Here is a 17,599-nt window from a genome sequence, read left to right as displayed (position 1 = left end):
GCCCGCCACCCAGCGGGTGGCGGGCCTTCGTGCGACCTGCGACGGTTCCGCCCGACGGCGGAGCGTCAGGGGAGATCAGTTGCCGGTGAGCTTCTCGCGGAGCGCGGCGAGCGCCTCGTCCGACGCGAGCGTGCCCGTGGCCTCGGCGGCCGGGGCCGACGAGTAGGACGTGCTCGAGGACGCGGAGCTCGAGGAGCCCGAGTCGCCCGACGCGGCGTCGTAGTCGGCCTTGACGGCCTCGGCGACCTGCTTGCGGTGCGCCTCCCAGCGCTCGTGCGCCTTGGCGTACTCCGCCTCCCAGGCCTCGCGCTGCGCCTCGAAGCCCTCGAGCCACTCGTTGGTCTCCGGGTCGAAGCCCTCGGGGTACTTGTAGTTCCCCTGCTCGTCGTACTCGGCGGCCATGCCGTAGAGCGCGGGGTCGAAGTCGTCCGACTCCGGGTCGACGCCCTCGTTGGCCTGCTTGAGCGACAGCGAGATGCGACGGCGCTCGAGGTCGATGTCGATGACCTTGACGAAGACCTCGTCACCGACGTTGACGACCTGCTCCGGCAGCTCGACGTGGCGCACGGCCAGCTCCGAGATGTGCACGAGGCCCTCGATGCCGTCCTCGACGCGCACGAACGCACCGAACGGGACGAGCTTGGTGACCTTGCCCGGCACGACCTGACCGATCGCGTGGGTCCGGGCGAACGTCTGCCACGGGTCCTCCTGCGTCGCCTTGAGCGACAGCGAGACGCGCTCGCGGTCGAAGTCGACGTCGAGGACCTCGACCGTGACCTCCTGGCCGACCTCGACGACCTCGGACGGGTGGTCGATGTGCTTCCAGGACAGCTCGGAGACGTGCACGAGGCCGTCGACGCCGCCGAGGTCCACGAACGCACCGAAGTTGACGATCGAGGAGACGACACCGGGGCGCACCTGGCCCTTCTGCAGCGTCTGCAGGAAGGTGGAGCGGACCTCGGACTGCGTCTGCTCGAGCCAGGCGCGGCGCGAGAGGACGACGTTGTTGCGGTTCTTGTCGAGCTCGATGATCTTCGCCTCGATCTCCTTGCCGACGTACGGCTGGAGGTCGCGGACGCGACGCATCTCCACCAGGGAGGCCGGGAGGAAGCCACGGAGGCCGATGTCGAGGATGAGACCACCCTTGACGACCTCGATGACGGTGCCGGTGACGACGCCGTCCTCCTCCTTGATCTTCTCGATCGTGCCCCAGGCGCGCTCGTACTGGGCGCGCTTCTTGGACAGGATCAGACGGCCTTCCTTGTCCTCCTTCTGGAGGACGAGGGCCTCGACCGCGTCGCCGACGTTGACGACCTCGCCGGGGTCCACGTCGTGCTTGATCGACAGCTCGCGGGAGGGGATGACGCCCTCGGTCTTGTAGCCGATGTCGAGGAGGACCTCGTCGCGGTCCACCTTGACGATCGTGCCTTCGACGATGTCGCCGTCGTTGAAGTACTTGATGGTCGCGTCAACGGCGGCGAGGAAGTCCTCCTCGGTGCCGATGTCGTTGACGGCAACCTGGGGTGCGGACTTCGCGGGGGTAGAGATGGTCATTGAGTTCGATGCTCCGATGCGGACAGGTGTAGTCGAGCGGGTAGGGTTCTCGGCGCGCCGCCGCCGCTGACCCGTGGACGTCATGGTTGGCGTCGTGTTCCGGGACGAAGGCAGGCGCAACGCACCGCCGTCCACCTTATCCGGGTGTCACCCCGGTGGTCAACGTGGCTGTGGCGGTCGCGCGGGCTTCGTGCGTTCCGGCGTCAGGCGAGGACCCGCGCGACGCGCAGCAGCTCCTCGGGCACGCGCTTGGGGCGCCCGGCCACCTCGGCCAGCGAGACGAGCTCGACTCGCTCCCCGCGCAGCGCCGTCATCACGCCCGACGTCCCCGCGCTCACCGCGTCGACGGCCGCGACGCCGAACCGGCTGCCGAGGATGCGGTCGGTGGGCGTCGGCTCCCCGCCCCGCTGCACGTGCCCGAGCACGGTGAGGCGCGTGTCGAACCCGGTGCGCTCCGCGATCTCGGCGCTCACGCGCTCGCCGATCGACCCCGCGACGATCTCGCCGAAGCGACCGAGCTGCTGCGTGAACTCCATCGACGACCCCTCGCGCGGCACGGCGCCCTCGGCCACGACGACGATCGAGAAGTTCGCGTGCGCGCGGTGCCGGTGGCGGAGGAACTTCACGACCTGGTCGATGTCGAACGGCTGCTCCGGCGCGAGGACGACCTCCGCACCGCCCGCGATGCCGGAGTTCACGGCGATCCAGCCCGCGTGGCGGCCCATGACCTCGACGACCATGACCCGGTTGTGGCTCTCGGCCGTGGTGTGCACGCGGTCGAGGGCCTCGGTCGCGATGTTCACCGCGGTGTGGAACCCGATGGACAGGTCCGTGCCCTCGACGTCGTTGTCGATCGTCTTGGGGATCGCCACGATCTTGACGCCCGCCTCGGCGACGCGGCTTGCGGCGTGCAGCGTGCCGTCGCCGCCGATGCAGATGAGCGCGTCGAGGTGCTCCGCCTCGACCGTCGCGAGGACGGCGTCCATGCTGCCGTCCTCCGCACGCGGGTGGAACCGCGCCGTGCCCAGCAGCGTGCCGCCGACCGGGAGCACGTTGCGGATGTCCTGGCGCCCGAGCGGGTGCACGTCACCGTCCACCACGCCGCGCCACCCGTTGCGGAAGCCGATGATGGTGTGCCCGTACTCCCCCGTCCCCTGCTTGACCACGGCCCGGATCGCCGCGTTCAGGCCCGGGCAGTCGCCTCCGCCGGTGAGAAGTCCGATGCGCACCTGTTCCTCCGTCTCGTCGTCCCGTCGCGCGTCCTCGCGCGCGTTCCCGGCGCCGACGGAGGCGCCGACCTCCGCGGCACCGCGTCGCCCTCAACCCTAGTCAACCCCGCGCCGTCGGTCACCGTCCGTCCCGGTCCTCGGGCACGCCGACGACCAAGGTCCCGAGCGCCCGGGCCGTGCGGCGCGCGACGGAGGCCTCGACCGGCACGTCCCGGGAGAATGGCCGCATGAGCGCGACCCCGCCCCCCGTGCCCCGCGAGAGCTCCGCCCCGTACGACGTCGCCCCGCCCGGACCGACGGCCGACGCCGGCTACCGGGACGTGCCCGCCGCCGAGGGCGGTCGCGCCGGGCGCGGGTGGTGGGACGCGAACGCGCAGGAGTACCTCGACGAGCACGGGGCGTTCCTCGGCGCGGCCGACTTCTGCTGGTGCCCCGAGGGGCTGCGCGAGCGCGACGCCCGCCTGCTCGGCGACGTGGCGGGGCTCCGCGTGCTCGAGGTCGGCGCTGGGGCTGCCCAGTGCTCGCGCTGGCTCGTCACCCAGGGCGCCCACGTGGTCGCGACGGACGTCTCCCGGGGGATGCTCGCCGCGGGCGCGGCGCTCGACCGGACGACCGGGGTCCGGGTCCCAGCGGTCCAGGCGGACGCGCGCCGCCTGCCGTTCGCGGAGGACGCGTTCGACGTCGCGTTCACGTCGTTCGGCGCGATCCCGTTCGTCCCGGACGCGGAGGCGATCCATCGCGAGGTGGCGCGCGTCCTGCGTCCCGGCGGCACGTGGACGTTCTCCGTCACGCACCCCGTGCGCTGGGCCTTCCCCGACGACCCCGGCACGCACGGGCTCACGGCCAACCGCTCCTACTTCGACCGGCGCCCCTACGTCGAGACGGACGACGCCGGCCGGGTCGTCTACGCGGAGTACCACCGCACGCTCGGCGACCACGTGCGCGAGGTGGTCGCGGCAGGGCTGGAGCTGCGCGACGTCGTCGAGCCGGGCTGGCCCGCCGACAACACCGAGGTGTGGGGCGGCTGGGGCCCGGTGCGCGGCGCCTACCTGCCCGGGACGGCGATCTTCCGCGCGCGCCTCCCGGGCTGACGCGACCGGTTCAGTGGCCCGCCTCGTGCCACGTGGCGCCGACGCCGACCGAGACGTCGAGCGGCACGTCGAGGTCCGCCGCCGCGCCCATCTGCGCGCGCAGCACCTCCTCGACGGCGTCCCGCTCGCCCGGCGCGACCTCGACCACGAGCTCGTCGTGCACCTGGAGGAGCAGCCGCGAGCGCAGCCCGCGCTCGTCGATCGCGCGCTGCACGTTGAGCATCGCGACCTTGATGATGTCGGCCGCGCTGCCCTGGATGGGCGCGTTGAGGGCCATGCGCTCGGCCATCTGGCGTCGCTGGCGGTTGTCGCTCGTGAGGTCGGGCAGGTACCGACGGCGCCCGAGGATGGTCGCCGTGTAGCCCGTGGCCCGCGCCTCGTCGACGACGCCCGTGAGGTAGTCGCGCACGCCGCCGAAGCGCTCGAAGTAGTCGTCCATGAGCTTCTGGGCCTCGCCCACCTCGATGGTGAGCTGCTGCGAGAGCCCGAACGCCGACAGCCCGTACGCGAGGCCGTAGGACATCGCCTTGATCTTCGACCGCATCGCGGGCGTGACCTCGGCCGCGGGGACCTCGAACACGCGCGACCCGACGTAGGAGTGCAGGTCCTCCCCGGACCGGAACGCGTCGATCAGGCCCTCGTCGCCCGAGAGGTGCGCCATGATGCGCATCTCGATCTGGCTGTAGTCGGCCGTCATGAGCGTCTCGTAGCCCTCTCCGACGACGAACGCGCGCCGGATGCGCCGGCCCGCCTCCGTGCGGATCGGGATGTTCTGCAGGTTCGGGTCGGTCGAGCTGAGCCGGCCCGTCGCCGCGATCGTCTGCTGGAACGTCGTGTGGATGCGGCCGTCGTCGGCGACGGACTTGAGCAGACCCTCGACGGTCTGGCGCAGGCGCGAGGCGTCGCGGTGGGCGAGCAGGTGCTCGAGGAACGGGTGCTGGGTCTTGGCGAAGAGGTCCGCGAGCGCCGACGCGTCGGTCGTGTAACCCGTCTTGATCTTCTTCGTCTTGGGCATCCCGAGCTGGTCGAAGAGGACCTCCTGGAGCTGCTTGGGCGAACCGAGGTTCACCTCGCGCCCGATGACGGCGTACGCCTCCGAGGCGGCGGTCGCGACGAGGTCGCCGAAGTGCTGCTCGAGCTCGCGCAGGTACGCGACGTCGGCCGCGATGCCGCGCTGCTCCATGCGCGCGAGCACCCGGGACAGCGGGAGCTCGAGGTCGGTGAGGAGCGTCGTCGCGCCGCGGTCCTCCAGCTCGCCCGCGAGGACGTCGCCGAGCTGGGCGACGGCGAGCGCGCGGATCGCGTCGCGCTCCTGCTCCCCGTTGCCGTCGAGCGACAGGTCGAGCGCGCCCTGCGCATCGCTGCCCGCCTCGGTGTCCGGGCGCAGCTCGCGGTGCAGGTGCCGCACGACGAGGTCACCCAGGTCGTACCCACGCTGGTCGGGGTGGCACAGGTACGCGGCGAGCTCGGTGTCGAACGTCACGCCCGCGAGGTCGTAGCCACGGGCGGCGAGCTCGTGCCAGGCCGACTTCGCGCCGTGCGCGACCTTGGGCCGGGCCGGGTCCGCGAGCCACGCGGCGAGCGCCTCGTCGTCAGCGCCCGCCACGTCGGCGAGCTCGAGCGCGACGGCCGCCCCGGCGTCGTCGGACAGCGCGAGGCCCCACGCGTCCCCGCCGCCCGGCACGGCCTTGCCGGCCACCTCGATGCCCAGGGGACGCGTGCCGTGCTCGGCGAGCCACGCGCCGAGGCCGCCGGGCAGGACGTCGGTCAGCGCGACGTCGAACCCCGCCTCGGCCTCGACCTCGCCCTCGGGCGCGATCGCGAAGAGCCGGTCGCGCAGGACACGGAACTCCAGGGCGTCGAGCACGCGGTGCGCGGCCTCGCGGTCCCACGGGCGCGTCACGAGGTCGTCCGGGCCGACCGGGAGCTCGAGGTCGCGCAGGAGCGCGTTGAGCTGCCGGTTGAGGCGGACCTGCTCGAGGTGGGCGCGCAGGTTCTCCCCCGCCTTGCCCTTGATCTCCTCCGCGTGGTCGAGCAGGCCGTCGAGGTCGCCGTACGCGGTGATCCACTTGGCCGCCGTCTTGGGGCCGACCCCCGGGATCCCCGGCAGGTTGTCCGACGTCTCGCCCACGAGCGCGGCGAGGTCCGGGTAGCGCTCGGGCGGCACGCCGTACTTCTCGACGACCGCGGCGCTGTCCATGCGCGCGAGCTCCGAGACGCCCTTCTTCGGGTAGAGCACCGTCACGTCGGGACCGACGAGCTGGAACGAGTCCCGGTCCCCCGAGCAGACGAGCACCTCCATCCCGGCGGCGGCGCCCTGCGTGGCGAGCGTCGCGAAGATGTCGTCGGCCTCGTAGCCCTCGCGCTCGAGCGTCGGGATGCGGAGCGTCTCGAGGATCTCCTTGATGAGCGGCACCTGGCCGCGGAACGGCTCGGGCGTGGACTCCCGCGTGCCCTTGTAGCTCGGGAGGATCTCGGTGCGGAACGACTGGCGCCCGGCGTCGAACGCGACCGCGACGTGCGTCGGCTCCTCGTCGCGCAGGAGGTTGATGAGCATCGACGTGAAGCCGTACACCGCGTTCGTGTGCTGCCCCGTGGTCGTCGAGAAGTTCTCCGCCGGGAGCGCGAAGAACGCGCGGTAGGCCATGGAGTGTCCGTCGATGAGCAGGAGGCGAGGTCGCGCGGAGGTCGTCACGGGTGCCAACCTACAGTCCATGACCGACACGCACGGCCCCGACCGGACGCCCGACGCCCCTCGCCACGCCTACGAGGCCATGGGCCTGCACACCGCCGGGACGCTCATCGAGCGCATGGGCATCGAGCTCGACGAGGTCGGCGCCGAGCGCGTCACGGCGCGCATGCCGGTGGCGGGCAACAGGCAGCCCGCCGGGCTGCTCCACGGGGGTGCGTCGGTGGTGCTCGCGGAGACGCTCGGCTCCATCGCCGCCCAGCTCCACGGTGGCCCCGGCCGAGCGGCCGTGGGGATCGAGGTCAACGCGACGCACCACCGGGGGGTGCGTGACGGCTGGGTCCACGGAGAGGCGGTCGCGGTGCACCGGGGCCGCACGACGGCGAGCTACGAGATCGTGGTGTCCGACGACGAGGGTCGTCGCGTGTGCACGGCGCGCCTGACGTGCATGATCCTCGACCTGGCCCGAGCCTGACGCGCTCGCCGAGCCCCGTAGCCGGACGGGCGGAGTCCCGCCTCAGCCGGGCAGGATCTCGCGTGCCTCGACCGGCGTCGTCACGACGCCGGTCCGGTTGCGGTACTCCGCCTGGAACTCGCGCAGGTCGACCGGCCCCGACATCGTCTCGGTGCGGGCCCGACGACGGCGCGCGATGAGGTCCTCGAGCGATCGCGTGCCGCGACGGGCCGGCGTGAGGTCGGCTGCGAGACGCCGCTGCAGGACCGCCGTCGAGACGACGCGGTGGCCGGCCACCGGGCCGAAGCCGAGCCGGGCGAGAAAACGCTGCACGCCCCGGGAGCCCGGGATCGGCACCGAGTACACGTGCGTCGCGCCGGCGGAGGCGGCGAGCTCGGCCGTGGCGCTGAGGAGCGCGTGACCCACGCCGCGACGGCGTGCGTCCTCGCCCACGTACACGGCCTCGACGTACAGGCTCGGCTCGTCGGCGAACAGGTGCGGCTCGAGGACGCGTGCCAGGACGAACCCGACGGGGCGGCCGTCGTGCAGGGCGACGAGGACGTTGCCGCCGGGCAACGTCAGCAGCACCGACAGGTGCCGCACCAGGCGGTCCTCGTCGGGGGCACAGATCTGGGCTCCGGACGCCGACTCGCGACGTGCCTCCGAGCACAGCACAGCGATCCCCGGCAGGTCGTCACCGACCGCGGGCCTGACCTCCACTGCTGGGCGCACCGCGCTCCTCCTCGTTCGCACCGTGGGACCGGCGGCACCGAGGGACGTGGGGCGTGAGATGGTCCACGTCGCTCGGACGGCGCCGTCGGCCGTCGACTGAGCACTACGTGGCGACCGCGTGTCCACCGCCCCGGGAACTACTGGACGCCAGTCCAAGACGATAGCCCGCTCCGGGGCGCCGTGACAAAGGTCCTGCTCAGGACACCGGCCACGGCCTGCCGGTCGCCGAGGGGTTCAGGCGCCGCCCACCTGCTCGATGACGGCGTCCGCGACCTCGCGCATGGTGAGGCGACGGTCCATCGACGTCTTCTGGATCCATCGGAACGACTCCGGCTCCGACAGGCCCATCTTGGTCATGAGCAGACCCTTGGCCCGGTCCACGCGCTTGCGCGTCTCGAAGCGCTCCGCCAGGTCCGCGACCTCGGACTCGAGCGCCGTGATCTGCGAGTACCGCGAGATCGCGATCTCGACCGCGGGCAGCAGGTCCGCCGGCGTGAACGGCTTGACGACGTAGGCCATCGCCCCGGCGTCGCGCGCCCGCTCGACGAGCTCCGCCTGCGAGAACGCGGTGAGCAGGACGACGGGCGCGGCGTGCGCCTTGCCGATCTGCTCCGCCGCGGAGATGCCGTCGAGCTCGGGCATCTTCACGTCCATGACGACGACGTCGGGCTTGAGCTCGAGCGCCAGCTTCACCGCCGTCGCGCCGTCGCCGGCCTCGCCGACGACGTCGAACCCGGCGTCGCGCAGCGTCTCGACCACGTCGAGACGGATCAGGGCCTCGTCCTCGGCGACGACCGCGCGGCGCGCGGGACGGCCCGACGGGGCGGGGGTCGCGGCGGGCTCGGGCTCGATCATCGGGGGCAGGTCGAGCGGCTGCTTGTCCTCGGGCTGCGCTGTCTGGTCACTCACGAGGTTCACTGTAGTGCGCCGCACCCCCTGCCGCCCGCGCGTTTCGCCCTCGGAGGAGTGTGATTCTCGTGAAAGCGCACACGTGTGGTTCGATGGTGCACGCGCGGCGGACCCGAGACCGGCCTCGACGCGCACCGCCCCGGTAGCCCAACCGGCAGAGGCGTTCGGCTCAAACCCGATCCAGTGTGGGTTCGAATCCCACCCGGGGCACCTCCTCTCCCCCGTCACCACGCCACGCCCGGCGCGAGGCGACGCGCCGTCCCGGCCGCCGACGGCTCCGGGCCGTGCCGGACGACCATCGAGCGGAACGCCTCCGCCGCGCGCGTGCGCGCACGTGCTCGGCTCGCGCCGCGCTCGACCGCCTCCGCCGCGCGCGCCAGCTCGTCGTCCACGAACCGCACCAGTGATCCCGGGACGGCACCCGCGCCCATCTCGCGCGACACCGCCTTGAGCGCGACGAGCTCCGACGCGGCCCGCACCACGTCCCCGGGGGCCGCCCCCTCCGCGAGCAGCGTCGCGAGGTCCATCGGCGGTACGGCGGCGTCGGGGTGCACGCGCAGCCACCGCAGCGTCGCCGCCGGGCGCACCACGTAGAAGACCTTCTTGTACGGCACCTCGGGCACCGCCCACCACCGGTCCCGCTGACCGAGCGCGACGTGCAGGTAGTGCCTCCGCAGCGCGTCGCGGTCGACGACGCGCTCCGCGAGCGCGACCAGCTCGGCCCGGAACGCGTCGTCCGCGCGGTACACGATCGGCGAGCGCAGCCACTCCAACAGGGTCGCGTTCCCCCGCACGAGCAGCCGCACCGCCTTGAGCAGGTCCCACCCGTTCACGTCGAGCACCGCGTCCAGCGGCGTCTCGACGACGTCGCGCCGCGGCCAGGGGTCCAGGTAGTCGGCCACCGAGCGCACGTACACGAACCGGCAGTCGTAGTCCGAGTCCGGCGAGGGGAACCCCCACGCGCGGCTCCCGCTCTCCACCGCGAGCGGGATCGCGACCCGCTCCTCGCGCACGACGTCGTCCAGCCGCGCGTCGACCTGACGCACGACCGCAGGGTCCAAGGAGTCCGGCACGGCACGCACCCCGCGACGGTACGGCCACCCAGGCACGGATGTCGTGCCCATTCCGTCGTGGCGCGTGCCGACGACGCGCGGGCACCTCCGGGTGGCCGGGGCTGGCTGCGCGCTCGGGCCGCCGACGACGGACGGCGACGTCCCTGCGAGAGGGGCGCCGCCGTCCGGCGTCGTGCGCGGTCTACGCCTGCTCGGGCGCGAGCGCGTCAGGCGCGCGTGTCGGTGTGGTCCCCGATCTTGTGCACGAGGATCGAGTTCGTCGTGCCCGGCTGGCCCACGGGGGCGCCGGAGACGACGACCACGAGGTCGCCGACCTCGGCGAGGCCGTTGGCCTGGAGGGTCGTGTCGACCTGGCCGACCATCGCGTCGGTGTTCTCCACCTCCGGCACCTGGTACGTCTGGGTGCCCCACGTGAGCGACAGGACGTTGCGCACGTGCTCGCGCGGCGTGAACGCGAGCAGCGGGATGGACGAGCGCAGGCGCGACATGCGGCGCGCGGAGTCGCCCGACTGCGTGAAGGTGGCGAGGTACTTCGCACCGAGGATCTCGCCGATCTCGGCGGCGGCGCGCGTGATGGCGCCACCGCGCGTGTGCGGCGTCGAGCCGAGCGGCGCGATGCGCTCGCGGCCGGCCTCCTCCGTCGCCTCGATGATGCGGGCCATGGTCTGCACCGTGAGGATCGGGTACTCGCCCACGCTGGTCTCGCCCGAGAGCATGACCGCGTCGGCACCGTCGAGGACGGCGTTGGCGCAGTCGGACGCCTCGGCACGCGTCGGGCGCGGCGAGTTCGTCATGGACTCGAGCACCTGCGTCGCGACGATGACGGGCTTGGCGTTACGACGCGCGAGCTCGACGATGCGCTTCTGGACGAGTGGCACCTGCTCGAGCGGGAGCTCGACGGCGAGGTCGCCGCGCGCCACCATGACGCCGTCGAACGCGTCGACGATCTCGGCGAGGTTCTCGACGGCCTGCGGCTTCTCGATCTTCGCGACGACCGGGACCGTGCGGCCCTCCTCGTCCATGATCCGCTTGACGTCCTCGAAGTCCTTCGCGGACCGCACGAACGAGAGCGCGATGATGTCCGCGCCGAGCCGGAGGGCCCAGCGCAGGTCGTCCTGGTCCTTCTCGGAGAGCGCCGGCACGGAGACCGCGACGCCCGGGAGGTTCAGGCCCTTGTTGTTCGACACCGGGCCGGCGACCTCGACGCGCGTCACCACGCGCGGACCCTCGACGGCGGTGACGCGGACGAGCACCTTGCCGTCGTCGATGAGGATCGGGTCGCCGACGCGCGCGTCGCCGGGCAGGCCCTTGTGCGTCGTGGAGACGAGCTCCTTGGTGCCGACGACGTCCTCGGTCGTGATCGTGAAGGTGTCACCCTCCTCGAGCCAGTGCTTCTCGTCTCCTCCGAAGCGGCCCAGGCGGATCTTCGGCCCCTGGAGGTCGACGAGCACCGCGACGGAGCGGCCCGACTGGGCGGCGGCCTCGCGCACGCCGTGGTAGACGGCCGCGTGCTCCTCGGCGCTGCCGTGGCTGCGGTTGATCCGCGCCACGTCCATCCCGGCGTCGACGAGCGCGCGGAGCTGCTCCTTCGACTCGGTCGCGGGTCCGATGGTGCAGACGATCTTTGCTCTGCGCATATCTCCAGCCTCTAGTCTTCCGACCGGCCGGGAGCCGGTCGTCGCGGGGTGCCCCTCCCTAGGATGCCCCGCTCATCGTCCCGGCGCCGGACACCCGACGTCGGGGTGCACGTCAAGCGCGCAAGGACACGGTGTTCGCGCGCACGGGCGCGGGCAGCTCGGTCCCTCCCTGAAGGTAGGCGTCGACGGAAGCCGCCGCCGCCCGCCCTTCGGCGATCGCCCACACGATCAGCGACTGCCCACGACCCGCGTCGCCGGCCACGAAGACCCCCGGCAGCGACGACGCGAAGTCGTCGCCGCGCGCCACGAGGCCGCGGCTCGTGAGGTCCGCGCCGGCCTGGGTCGTGAGGGTCGCCGTCTCCGGCCCGGTGAAGCCCATCGCGACGAGCACGAGGTCCGCGGGGATCTCGCGCTCGGTGCCCTCCTTGGGCACGCGACGGCCGTCGGGCAGGTACTCGGTCTCCGCGACGCGCAGCGCGCGCACGGCCCCGTTCTCGTCACCGAGGAACTCGACGGTCGACGCGAGGAACTCGCGCTCGCCGCCCTCCTCGTGGGAGGAGGACACCTCGAACAGGATCGGGTCGGTCGGCCACGGCTGGGTCGCGGACCGCTCGAGCGGCGGCCGCTTGCCGATCGCGAGCGTCGTCACGCTCGCCGCGCCCTGGCGCAGCGAGGTGCCGAGGCAGTCCGACCCGGTGTCGCCGCCGCCGATGACGATGACGTGCTTGCCCGTCGCGGTGATCTGGTCGGCGACCTCGCGACCGGCCACGACGGCGTTCGCCTGGTGCAGGAAGTCCATGGCGAAGTGGATGCCGTCGAGCTCGCGACCCGGGATCGACAGGTCGCGCGGGACCGTCGCGCCCGTGGCGACCACGACGGCGTCGTAGCGCGCACGCAGGTCGTCCCACGTGATGTCGACGCCGATCTCGACGCCTGGGCGGAAGCGCGTGCCCTCGGCCTCCATCTGCGCCACGCGGCGGTCGATGTGGTGCTTCTCGAGCTTGAAGTCGGGGATGCCGTAGCGCAGCAGCCCGCCGATCGCGTCGTCCCGCTCGTACACGGCGACCGTGTGGCCGGCGCGCGTGAGCTGCTGCGCGGCCGCGAGCCCGGCGGGGCCCGAGCCGACGACGGCGACCGTCGACCCCGTGAGGCGCTGCGGCACCTGCGGCGTGACGTAACCGCGGGCGAACGCCTCGTCGATAATGGAGACCTCGACGTTCTTGATCGTCACGGCCGGCTGGTTGATGCTGAGCACGCAGCTCGACTCGCACGGCGCCGGGCACACGCGACCGGTGAACTCGGGGAAGTTGTTCGTCTCGTGCAGGCGGTCGATCGCGTCGGCCCACTGGTCGCGGTAGACGAGGTCGTTCCACTCGGGGATGAGGTTGCCGAGCGGGCAGCCCTGGTGGCAGAACGGGATGCCGCAGTCCATGCACCGGCCCGCCTGCTCCTTGAGGAACGGCTGCCCCTCCTCGAGGTGCGCGTGCACGTCCTTCCAGTCCCGCAGGCGCACGGCCACCGGGCGGTTGGGCGGGAGCTCACGCTCCCGCACCTTCAGGAATCCGCGGGGGTCAGCCACGGGCCACCTCCAAGATCTGGTCCCACACGCCCGGGGCCGCGGGGTCGAGCCCGGCCGACTCGGCCTTCTCGAGAGCCGAGCGCATGCGGGCGAAGTCGGTCGGCAGCACGCGCGTGAAGCGCTGGACGGCCGCGGGGAAGTCCTCGAGGAGCTCGGCCGCGAGCGGCGACCCGGTCTCCTCGTGGTGACGACGGACGAGCTGCTCGACGAGCTCCACCTCGGCGTCCTCGAGCGGGCTCAGGCCCAGCTCGCCGGTCGTGAGCGCGCTCGTGTTCACGGCGCCCTCCCGCAGGTCGAGCACGTACGCGGTGCCGCCGGACATGCCTGCGCCGAAGTTGCGCCCCGTCGGGCCGAGCACGACGACCGTGCCGCCCGTCATGTACTCGCAGCCGTGGTCGCCCACGCCCTCGACGACGAGCGTCGCGCCCGAGTTGCGGACGCCGAAGCGCTCGCCGACCCGTCCGCGCAGGAAGATCTCGCCGGACGTCGCGCCGTAGCCGATGACGTTGCCCGCGACGACGTTGCTCGACCCGGTGAGGACCGCGTTGCGGTCCGGGCGCACGATGATGCGCCCGCCCGAGAGGCCCTTGCCGACGTAGTCGTTCGCGTCGCCGAACAGGCGCAGCGTGACGCCGCGCGGCAGGAACGCGCCGAGCGACTGACCGGCGGACCCGGTGAGGGTCACGTCGATCGTGTCGTCGGGCAGGCCCTCGCCGCGGAAGCGCTTGGTCACCTCGTGACCGAGCATCGTGCCCACGGTGCGGTTGACGTTGCGCACCGGGAGCGAGAGGCGGACCGGCTCGCGTCGCTCGAGCGCGTCCGCGGCGAGCGCGACGAGCTGGTTGTCGAGCGCCTTCTCGAGACCGTGGTCCTGCGTCGTGGTGTTGCGCAGCGACGCACCCTCGACGGGCACCGGCTTCTCGAGGATCGGCCCGAGGTCGAGACCCTGGGCCTTCCAGTGGTCGATCGCCTTGCGCGTGTCGAGGTACTCGACGTGGCCGATCGCCTCCTCGATGCTCCGGAAGCCGAGGCGCGCCAGGTACTCGCGCACCTCCTCGGCGATGAACTCGAAGAAGTTCACGACGAACTCCGGCTTGCCCGTGAACCGGGCACGCAGCTCGGGGTTCTGCGTCGCGACGCCGACCGGGCACGTGTCCAGGTGGCACACGCGCATCATGACGCAGCCCGACACGACCATCGGGGCGGTCGCGAAGCCGAACTCCTCGGCCCCGAGCAGCGCCGCCACGACCACGTCGCGGCCGGTCTTCATCTGGCCGTCGACCTGCACGACGATGCGGTCGCGCAGGTTGTTGAGCACGAGCGTCTGCTGGGTCTCGGCGAGGCCGATCTCCCACGGCGTGCCGGCGTGCTTGAGCGACGTCAGCGGGCTCGCGCCCGTGCCGCCGTCGTGGCCCGAGATGAGGACGACGTCCGCGTGCGCCTTGGACACGCCCGTCGCGACGGTCCCGACGCCGAACTCGGAGACCAGCTTGACGTGGATGCGCGCGGCCGGGTTCGCGTTCTTCGCGTCGTGGATGAGCTGCGCGAGGTCCTCGATCGAGTAGATGTCGTGGTGCGGCGGCGGCGAGATGAGACCGACGCCCGGCGTCGAGTGCCGGGTCTTGGCGACCCACGGGTACACCTTGTGCCCCGGGAGCTGACCGCCCTCGCCCGGCTTGGCGCCCTGGGCGAGCTTGATCTGGATGTCGTCGGCGTTCGTCAGGTACTCGCTCGTGACGCCGAACCGGCCCGACGCGATCTGCTTGACCTTGGAGCGCCGCTCCGGGTCGTACAGGCGCTCGGGGTCCTCCCCGCCCTCGCCCGTGTTGGACCGCCCGCCGAGGCGGTTCATGGCGATCGCGAGCGTCTCGTGCGCCTCGGCCGAGATGGAGCCGTAGGACATCGCGCCCGTGTTGAAGCGCTTGACGATCTCGCTCACCGGCTCGACCTCGTCGAGCGGCACCGCGGGACGCTCGCCCTCGCGGAGCTCGAGCAGGCCGCGCAGCGTCATGAGGCGCGAGGACTGCTCGTCCACGCGGTGCGTGTACTGGCGGAAGATGTCGAACCGGCGCTCGCGCGTGGAGTGCTGGAGGCGGAAGACCGTCTCCGGGTCGAACAGGTGCTCCTCGCTGTCCCGGCGCCACTGGTACTCGCCGCCCGTCGTGAGGCGCACGTGGGGGCGGTGGTTGCCGGACTTGGGGTACGCGTCGACGTGGCGCGCCGCGACCTCGGCCGCGACGACGTCGAGCCCGATGCCGCTGAGGCGCGACGTCGTGCCCGTGAAGAACGCCTGCACGAGGTCGTGGGACAGGCCCACGGCCTCGAACACCTGGGCGCCGCGGTACGAGGAGATGGTCGAGATGCCCATCTTGCTCATGACCTTGAGCACGCCCTTGCCGAGCCCCTTGATGAGGTTCGCGACGGCCTTCGCCGGGTCCACCGCGAGGTAGCCGCGGCGCGCGAGGTCCTCGACGGTCTCCATGGCCAGGTACGGGTTGACCGCGGCCGCGCCGTAGCCGATGAGGAGCGCGACGTGGTGCACCTCGCGCACGTCGCCGGCCTCGACGACGAGCGACACCTGCGTCCGCGTGTGGCGGCGCAGCAGGTGGTGGTGCACCGCGCTCGACAGCAGCAGCGACGGGATCGGCGCGTGCTCGGCGTCCGAGTCGCGGTCCGAGAGCACGATGAAGCTCGCGCCCGCGGCGACGTGCGCGTCGACCTCGGCGAAGATCTCCTCGAGCCGGGCGAGCAGCGACTCGCCGCCGCCCGCCACGCGGTACAGGCCCTTGATCGTCACCGCGCGGAAGATGCCCGCGAGCTGCGGGTCCTTGTCGACGCGGATGATCTTGGCGAGCTGGTCGTTGTCGAGCACGGGGAACGGCAGCATGAGCTTGCGCGCGTGCTCGGGCGTGTCGACGAGGAGGTTCGGCTCCGGGCCGATCGCCCCGCCGATGGACGTGACGAGCTCCTCGCGGATCGCGTCGAGCGGCGGGTTCGTCACCTGCGCGAACATCTGCGTGAAGTAGTCGAACAACAGGCGCGGGCGCTTCGCGAGGACGGCGATGGGCGTGTCGGTGCCCATCGCGCCCAGCGGCTCCGCCCCGGTGTTCGCCATCGGGGTGAGGATGACCCTGAGCTCCTCCTGCGTGTACCCGAAGGCGCGCTGGCGGCGCTCGACGGACGCGGGGCTGTGCGCGACGTGCTCGCGCTCGGGGAGCTGGTCGAGGTAGACCGCGTTCTCCGCGACCCACTGCGCGTACGGGCGCTGCGCGGCGAGCTGGGACTTGATCTCCTCGTCCTCGACGATCCGGCCCTGGCCGGTGTCGACGAGGAACATGCGCCCCGGCTCGAGGCGGCCCTTGCGCACGATCGTCGCGGGGTCGAGGTCGAGCACGCCCGCCTCGCTCGCGAGCACGACGAGGCCGTCCTCGGTCACCCAGTAGCGCCCCGGGCGCAGACCGTTGCGGTCCAGGACCGCGCCGATGAGCGTCCCGTCGGTGAAGTTCAGGCACGCCGGCCCGTCCCACGGCTCCATGAGCGTCGAGTGGTACTCGTAGAACGCCCGCAGGTCCGGGTCCATCTCGGCGTGGTTCTCCCACGCCTCCGGGACCATCATGAGCACCGCGTGCGGCAGCGAGCGGCCCGACAGGTGCAGGAGCTCGAGGACCTCGTCGAAGCTCGCCGAGTCGCTCGACCCCTCGGAGCACACCGGCAGCAGCGGCCCGAGGTCGCCGATGGCGTCGCTCGCGAGCGTGCCCTCGCGCGCCGCCATCCAGTTGCGGTTGCCGCGCACCGTGTTGATCTCGCCGTTGTGCGCGATCATGCGGAACGGCTGCGCGAGCGGCCAGGACGGGAACGTGTTCGTCGAGAACCGGGAGTGCACGAGGGCGATCTCGCTCGCGTACCGCGGGTCGGACAGGTCCGGGAAGAACGGCTCGAGCTGCGCCGTGGTGAGCATGCCCTTGTAGGTGAGGGTGCGCGCCGACAGCGACGCGAAGAAGAGGCCGAGCTCGTTCTCCGCCCGCTTGCGCAGACGGTACGTGCGGCGGTCGAGGTCGACGCCGGCCAGCTCGCGCGACGGGTCGGCCACGACGACCTGACGGAACAGCGGCATCGACGCGCGCGCGCTCGGGCCGACGAGGTCGGCCGTCACGGGGACGTCGCGCCACGCGAGGACCTCGAGCTTCTCCTCGGCGGCGATCGCCTCGACCGCGCGGGCCGTGGTCGCGGCCGCCTCGGGGTCCTGCGGGAGGAACGCCATGCCGATGGCGTAGTGCCCGGCGGGCGGGAGCTCCGCGTCGACCACGTCGCGCACGAACGCGTCGGGGATCTGCGTGAGGATCCCGGCGCCGTCGCCGCTGTTCTCCTCGGCGCCGACGGCGCCGCGGTGGTCGAGGTTGAGCAGGGCCGTCAGGCCCGCGTCAACGATGTCGCGTCCGGGCGTGCCGCGGAGCGTCGCCACGAAGGCGACGCCGCACGCGTCGTGCTCGGCGGCGGGGTCGTACAGACCGGATGCCGTGGGAGGGGCGGACAGGGCGGGTGCCCGGTGCGCGTCCCGATACTGCGGCGTGGTCATCAACACCGTCCTCACAGGCGCCCGACCGAGTCGGCCGGGCTAATTCCAGCTGGGGGGGTTCGGGACGTCGTCGGCC

11 protein-coding genes and 1 tRNA gene are annotated in these 17,599 nt (G+C 72.4%); 3 read left to right on the top strand and 9 right to left on the bottom strand.

The genetic code is table 11. From position 1 onward, the window contains the following. Nucleotides 1-75: 75 nt before the first annotated feature. Together rpsA and JN535_RS06120 are read right to left on the bottom strand one after the other, a co-directional pair. Nucleotides 76-1,554, bottom strand: coding sequence for a 30S ribosomal protein S1 (rpsA, locus tag JN535_RS06125; protein WP_205203769.1), 1,479 nt, complete (start codon nt 1,552-1,554; stop codon nt 76-78). A gap of 203 nt (nt 1,555-1,757) precedes the next feature. Continuing rightward, nucleotides 1,758-2,783: a 6-phosphofructokinase gene (locus JN535_RS06120; protein ID WP_205203767.1), complete on the bottom strand. Its 1,026-nt coding sequence runs from the start codon at nt 2,781-2,783 to the stop codon at nt 1,758-1,760. Nucleotides 2,784-3,010: 227 nt separating this feature from the next. Between JN535_RS06120 and JN535_RS06115 the strand changes: the two genes are divergently transcribed. Next, entirely contained in the window at nt 3,011-3,874 is an 864-nt protein-coding gene (locus JN535_RS06115; protein ID WP_205203765.1) for a class I SAM-dependent methyltransferase, read from the top strand. A 10-nt stretch (nt 3,875-3,884) separates the two neighbouring features. On the opposite strand, the gene polA is transcribed toward JN535_RS06115, so the two are convergent. After that, the gene (gene polA, locus JN535_RS06110) at nt 3,885-6,590 is read right to left on the bottom strand and encodes a DNA polymerase I (RefSeq protein WP_205203763.1); all 2,706 of its coding nucleotides are present in this window, start codon (nt 6,588-6,590) and stop codon (nt 3,885-3,887) included. Nucleotides 6,591-6,648: 58 nt separating this feature from the next. Between polA and JN535_RS06105 the strand changes: the two genes are divergently transcribed. After that, entirely contained in the window at nt 6,649-7,038 is a 390-nt protein-coding gene (locus tag JN535_RS06105; RefSeq protein ID WP_205204622.1) for a hotdog fold thioesterase, read from the top strand. A 42-nt stretch (nt 7,039-7,080) separates the two neighbouring features. Here JN535_RS06105 and JN535_RS06100 read toward each other — a convergent pair whose 3' ends face one another. Together JN535_RS06100 and JN535_RS06095 are read right to left on the bottom strand one after the other, a co-directional pair. Continuing rightward, the gene (locus JN535_RS06100; protein ID WP_205203762.1) at nt 7,081-7,749 is read right to left on the bottom strand and encodes a GNAT family N-acetyltransferase; all 669 of its coding nucleotides are present in this window, start codon (nt 7,747-7,749) and stop codon (nt 7,081-7,083) included. 234 nt (nt 7,750-7,983) lie between these two features. Beyond that, a complete protein-coding gene (locus tag JN535_RS06095; protein WP_053370758.1) occupies nt 7,984-8,604 on the bottom strand; it encodes an ANTAR domain-containing response regulator in 621 nt (206 codons plus the stop codon). Nucleotides 8,605-8,794: 190 nt separating this feature from the next. Here JN535_RS06095 and JN535_RS06090 point away from each other — a divergent pair. Continuing rightward, nucleotides 8,795-8,868, top strand: a tRNA-Leu gene (locus tag JN535_RS06090). 14 nt (nt 8,869-8,882) lie between these two features. On the opposite strand, the gene JN535_RS06085 is transcribed toward JN535_RS06090, so the two are convergent. From JN535_RS06085 to gltB, 4 genes are all read right to left on the bottom strand, one after another. Further along, nucleotides 8,883-9,704: a nucleotidyltransferase domain-containing protein gene (locus JN535_RS06085; protein ID WP_307868287.1), complete on the bottom strand. Its 822-nt coding sequence runs from the start codon at nt 9,702-9,704 to the stop codon at nt 8,883-8,885. Nucleotides 9,705-9,937: 233 nt separating this feature from the next. Continuing rightward, nucleotides 9,938-11,368 (bottom strand): pyruvate kinase, encoded by a 1,431-nt coding sequence (pyk, locus tag JN535_RS06080; protein WP_205203758.1) that lies wholly within the window; start codon nt 11,366-11,368, stop codon nt 9,938-9,940. Nucleotides 11,369-11,480: 112 nt separating this feature from the next. Next, on the bottom strand, nt 11,481-12,947 hold the full coding sequence (locus JN535_RS06075; protein WP_205203756.1) for a glutamate synthase subunit beta: 1,467 nt from the start codon (nt 12,945-12,947) through the stop codon (nt 11,481-11,483). Beyond that, nucleotides 12,940-17,523: a glutamate synthase large subunit gene (gene gltB / locus JN535_RS06070; protein ID WP_205203754.1), complete on the bottom strand. Its 4,584-nt coding sequence runs from the start codon at nt 17,521-17,523 to the stop codon at nt 12,940-12,942. The genes JN535_RS06075 and gltB overlap by 8 nt, the downstream gene beginning before the upstream one ends. Between the last annotated feature and the right edge of the window lie 76 nt (nt 17,524-17,599).

The organism is Cellulosimicrobium cellulans (assembly GCF_016921195.1).
Classification (GTDB): Bacteria; Actinomycetota; Actinomycetes; order Actinomycetales; family Cellulomonadaceae; genus Cellulosimicrobium; species Cellulosimicrobium cellulans_F.
Note: the sequence above shows the minus strand (reverse complement) of the source record. Positions and strands in the feature narration are given on the sequence as shown.

What these genes read in the sequence shown, in the direction of transcription:
- rpsA (WP_205203769.1), bottom strand. Translation starts at nt 1,554, where the DNA reads ATGACCATCTCTACCCCCGCGAAGTCCGCACCCCAGGTTGCCGTCAAC.
- JN535_RS06115 (WP_205203765.1), top strand. Translation starts at nt 3,011, where the DNA reads ATGAGCGCGACCCCGCCCCCCGTGCCCCGCGAGAGCTCCGCCCCGTAC.
- polA (WP_205203763.1), bottom strand. Translation starts at nt 6,590, where the DNA reads ATGGACTGTAGGTTGGCACCCGTGACGACCTCCGCGCGACCTCGCCTC.
- JN535_RS06105 (WP_205204622.1), top strand. Translation starts at nt 6,649, where the DNA reads ATGGGCCTGCACACCGCCGGGACGCTCATCGAGCGCATGGGCATCGAG.
- JN535_RS06095 (WP_053370758.1), bottom strand. Translation starts at nt 8,604, where the DNA reads ATGATCGAGCCCGAGCCCGCCGCGACCCCCGCCCCGTCGGGCCGTCCC.
- pyk (WP_205203758.1), bottom strand. Translation starts at nt 11,368, where the DNA reads ATGCGCAGAGCAAAGATCGTCTGCACCATCGGACCCGCGACCGAGTCG.
- gltB (WP_205203754.1), bottom strand. Translation starts at nt 17,523, where the DNA reads ATGACCACGCCGCAGTATCGGGACGCGCACCGGGCACCCGCCCTGTCC.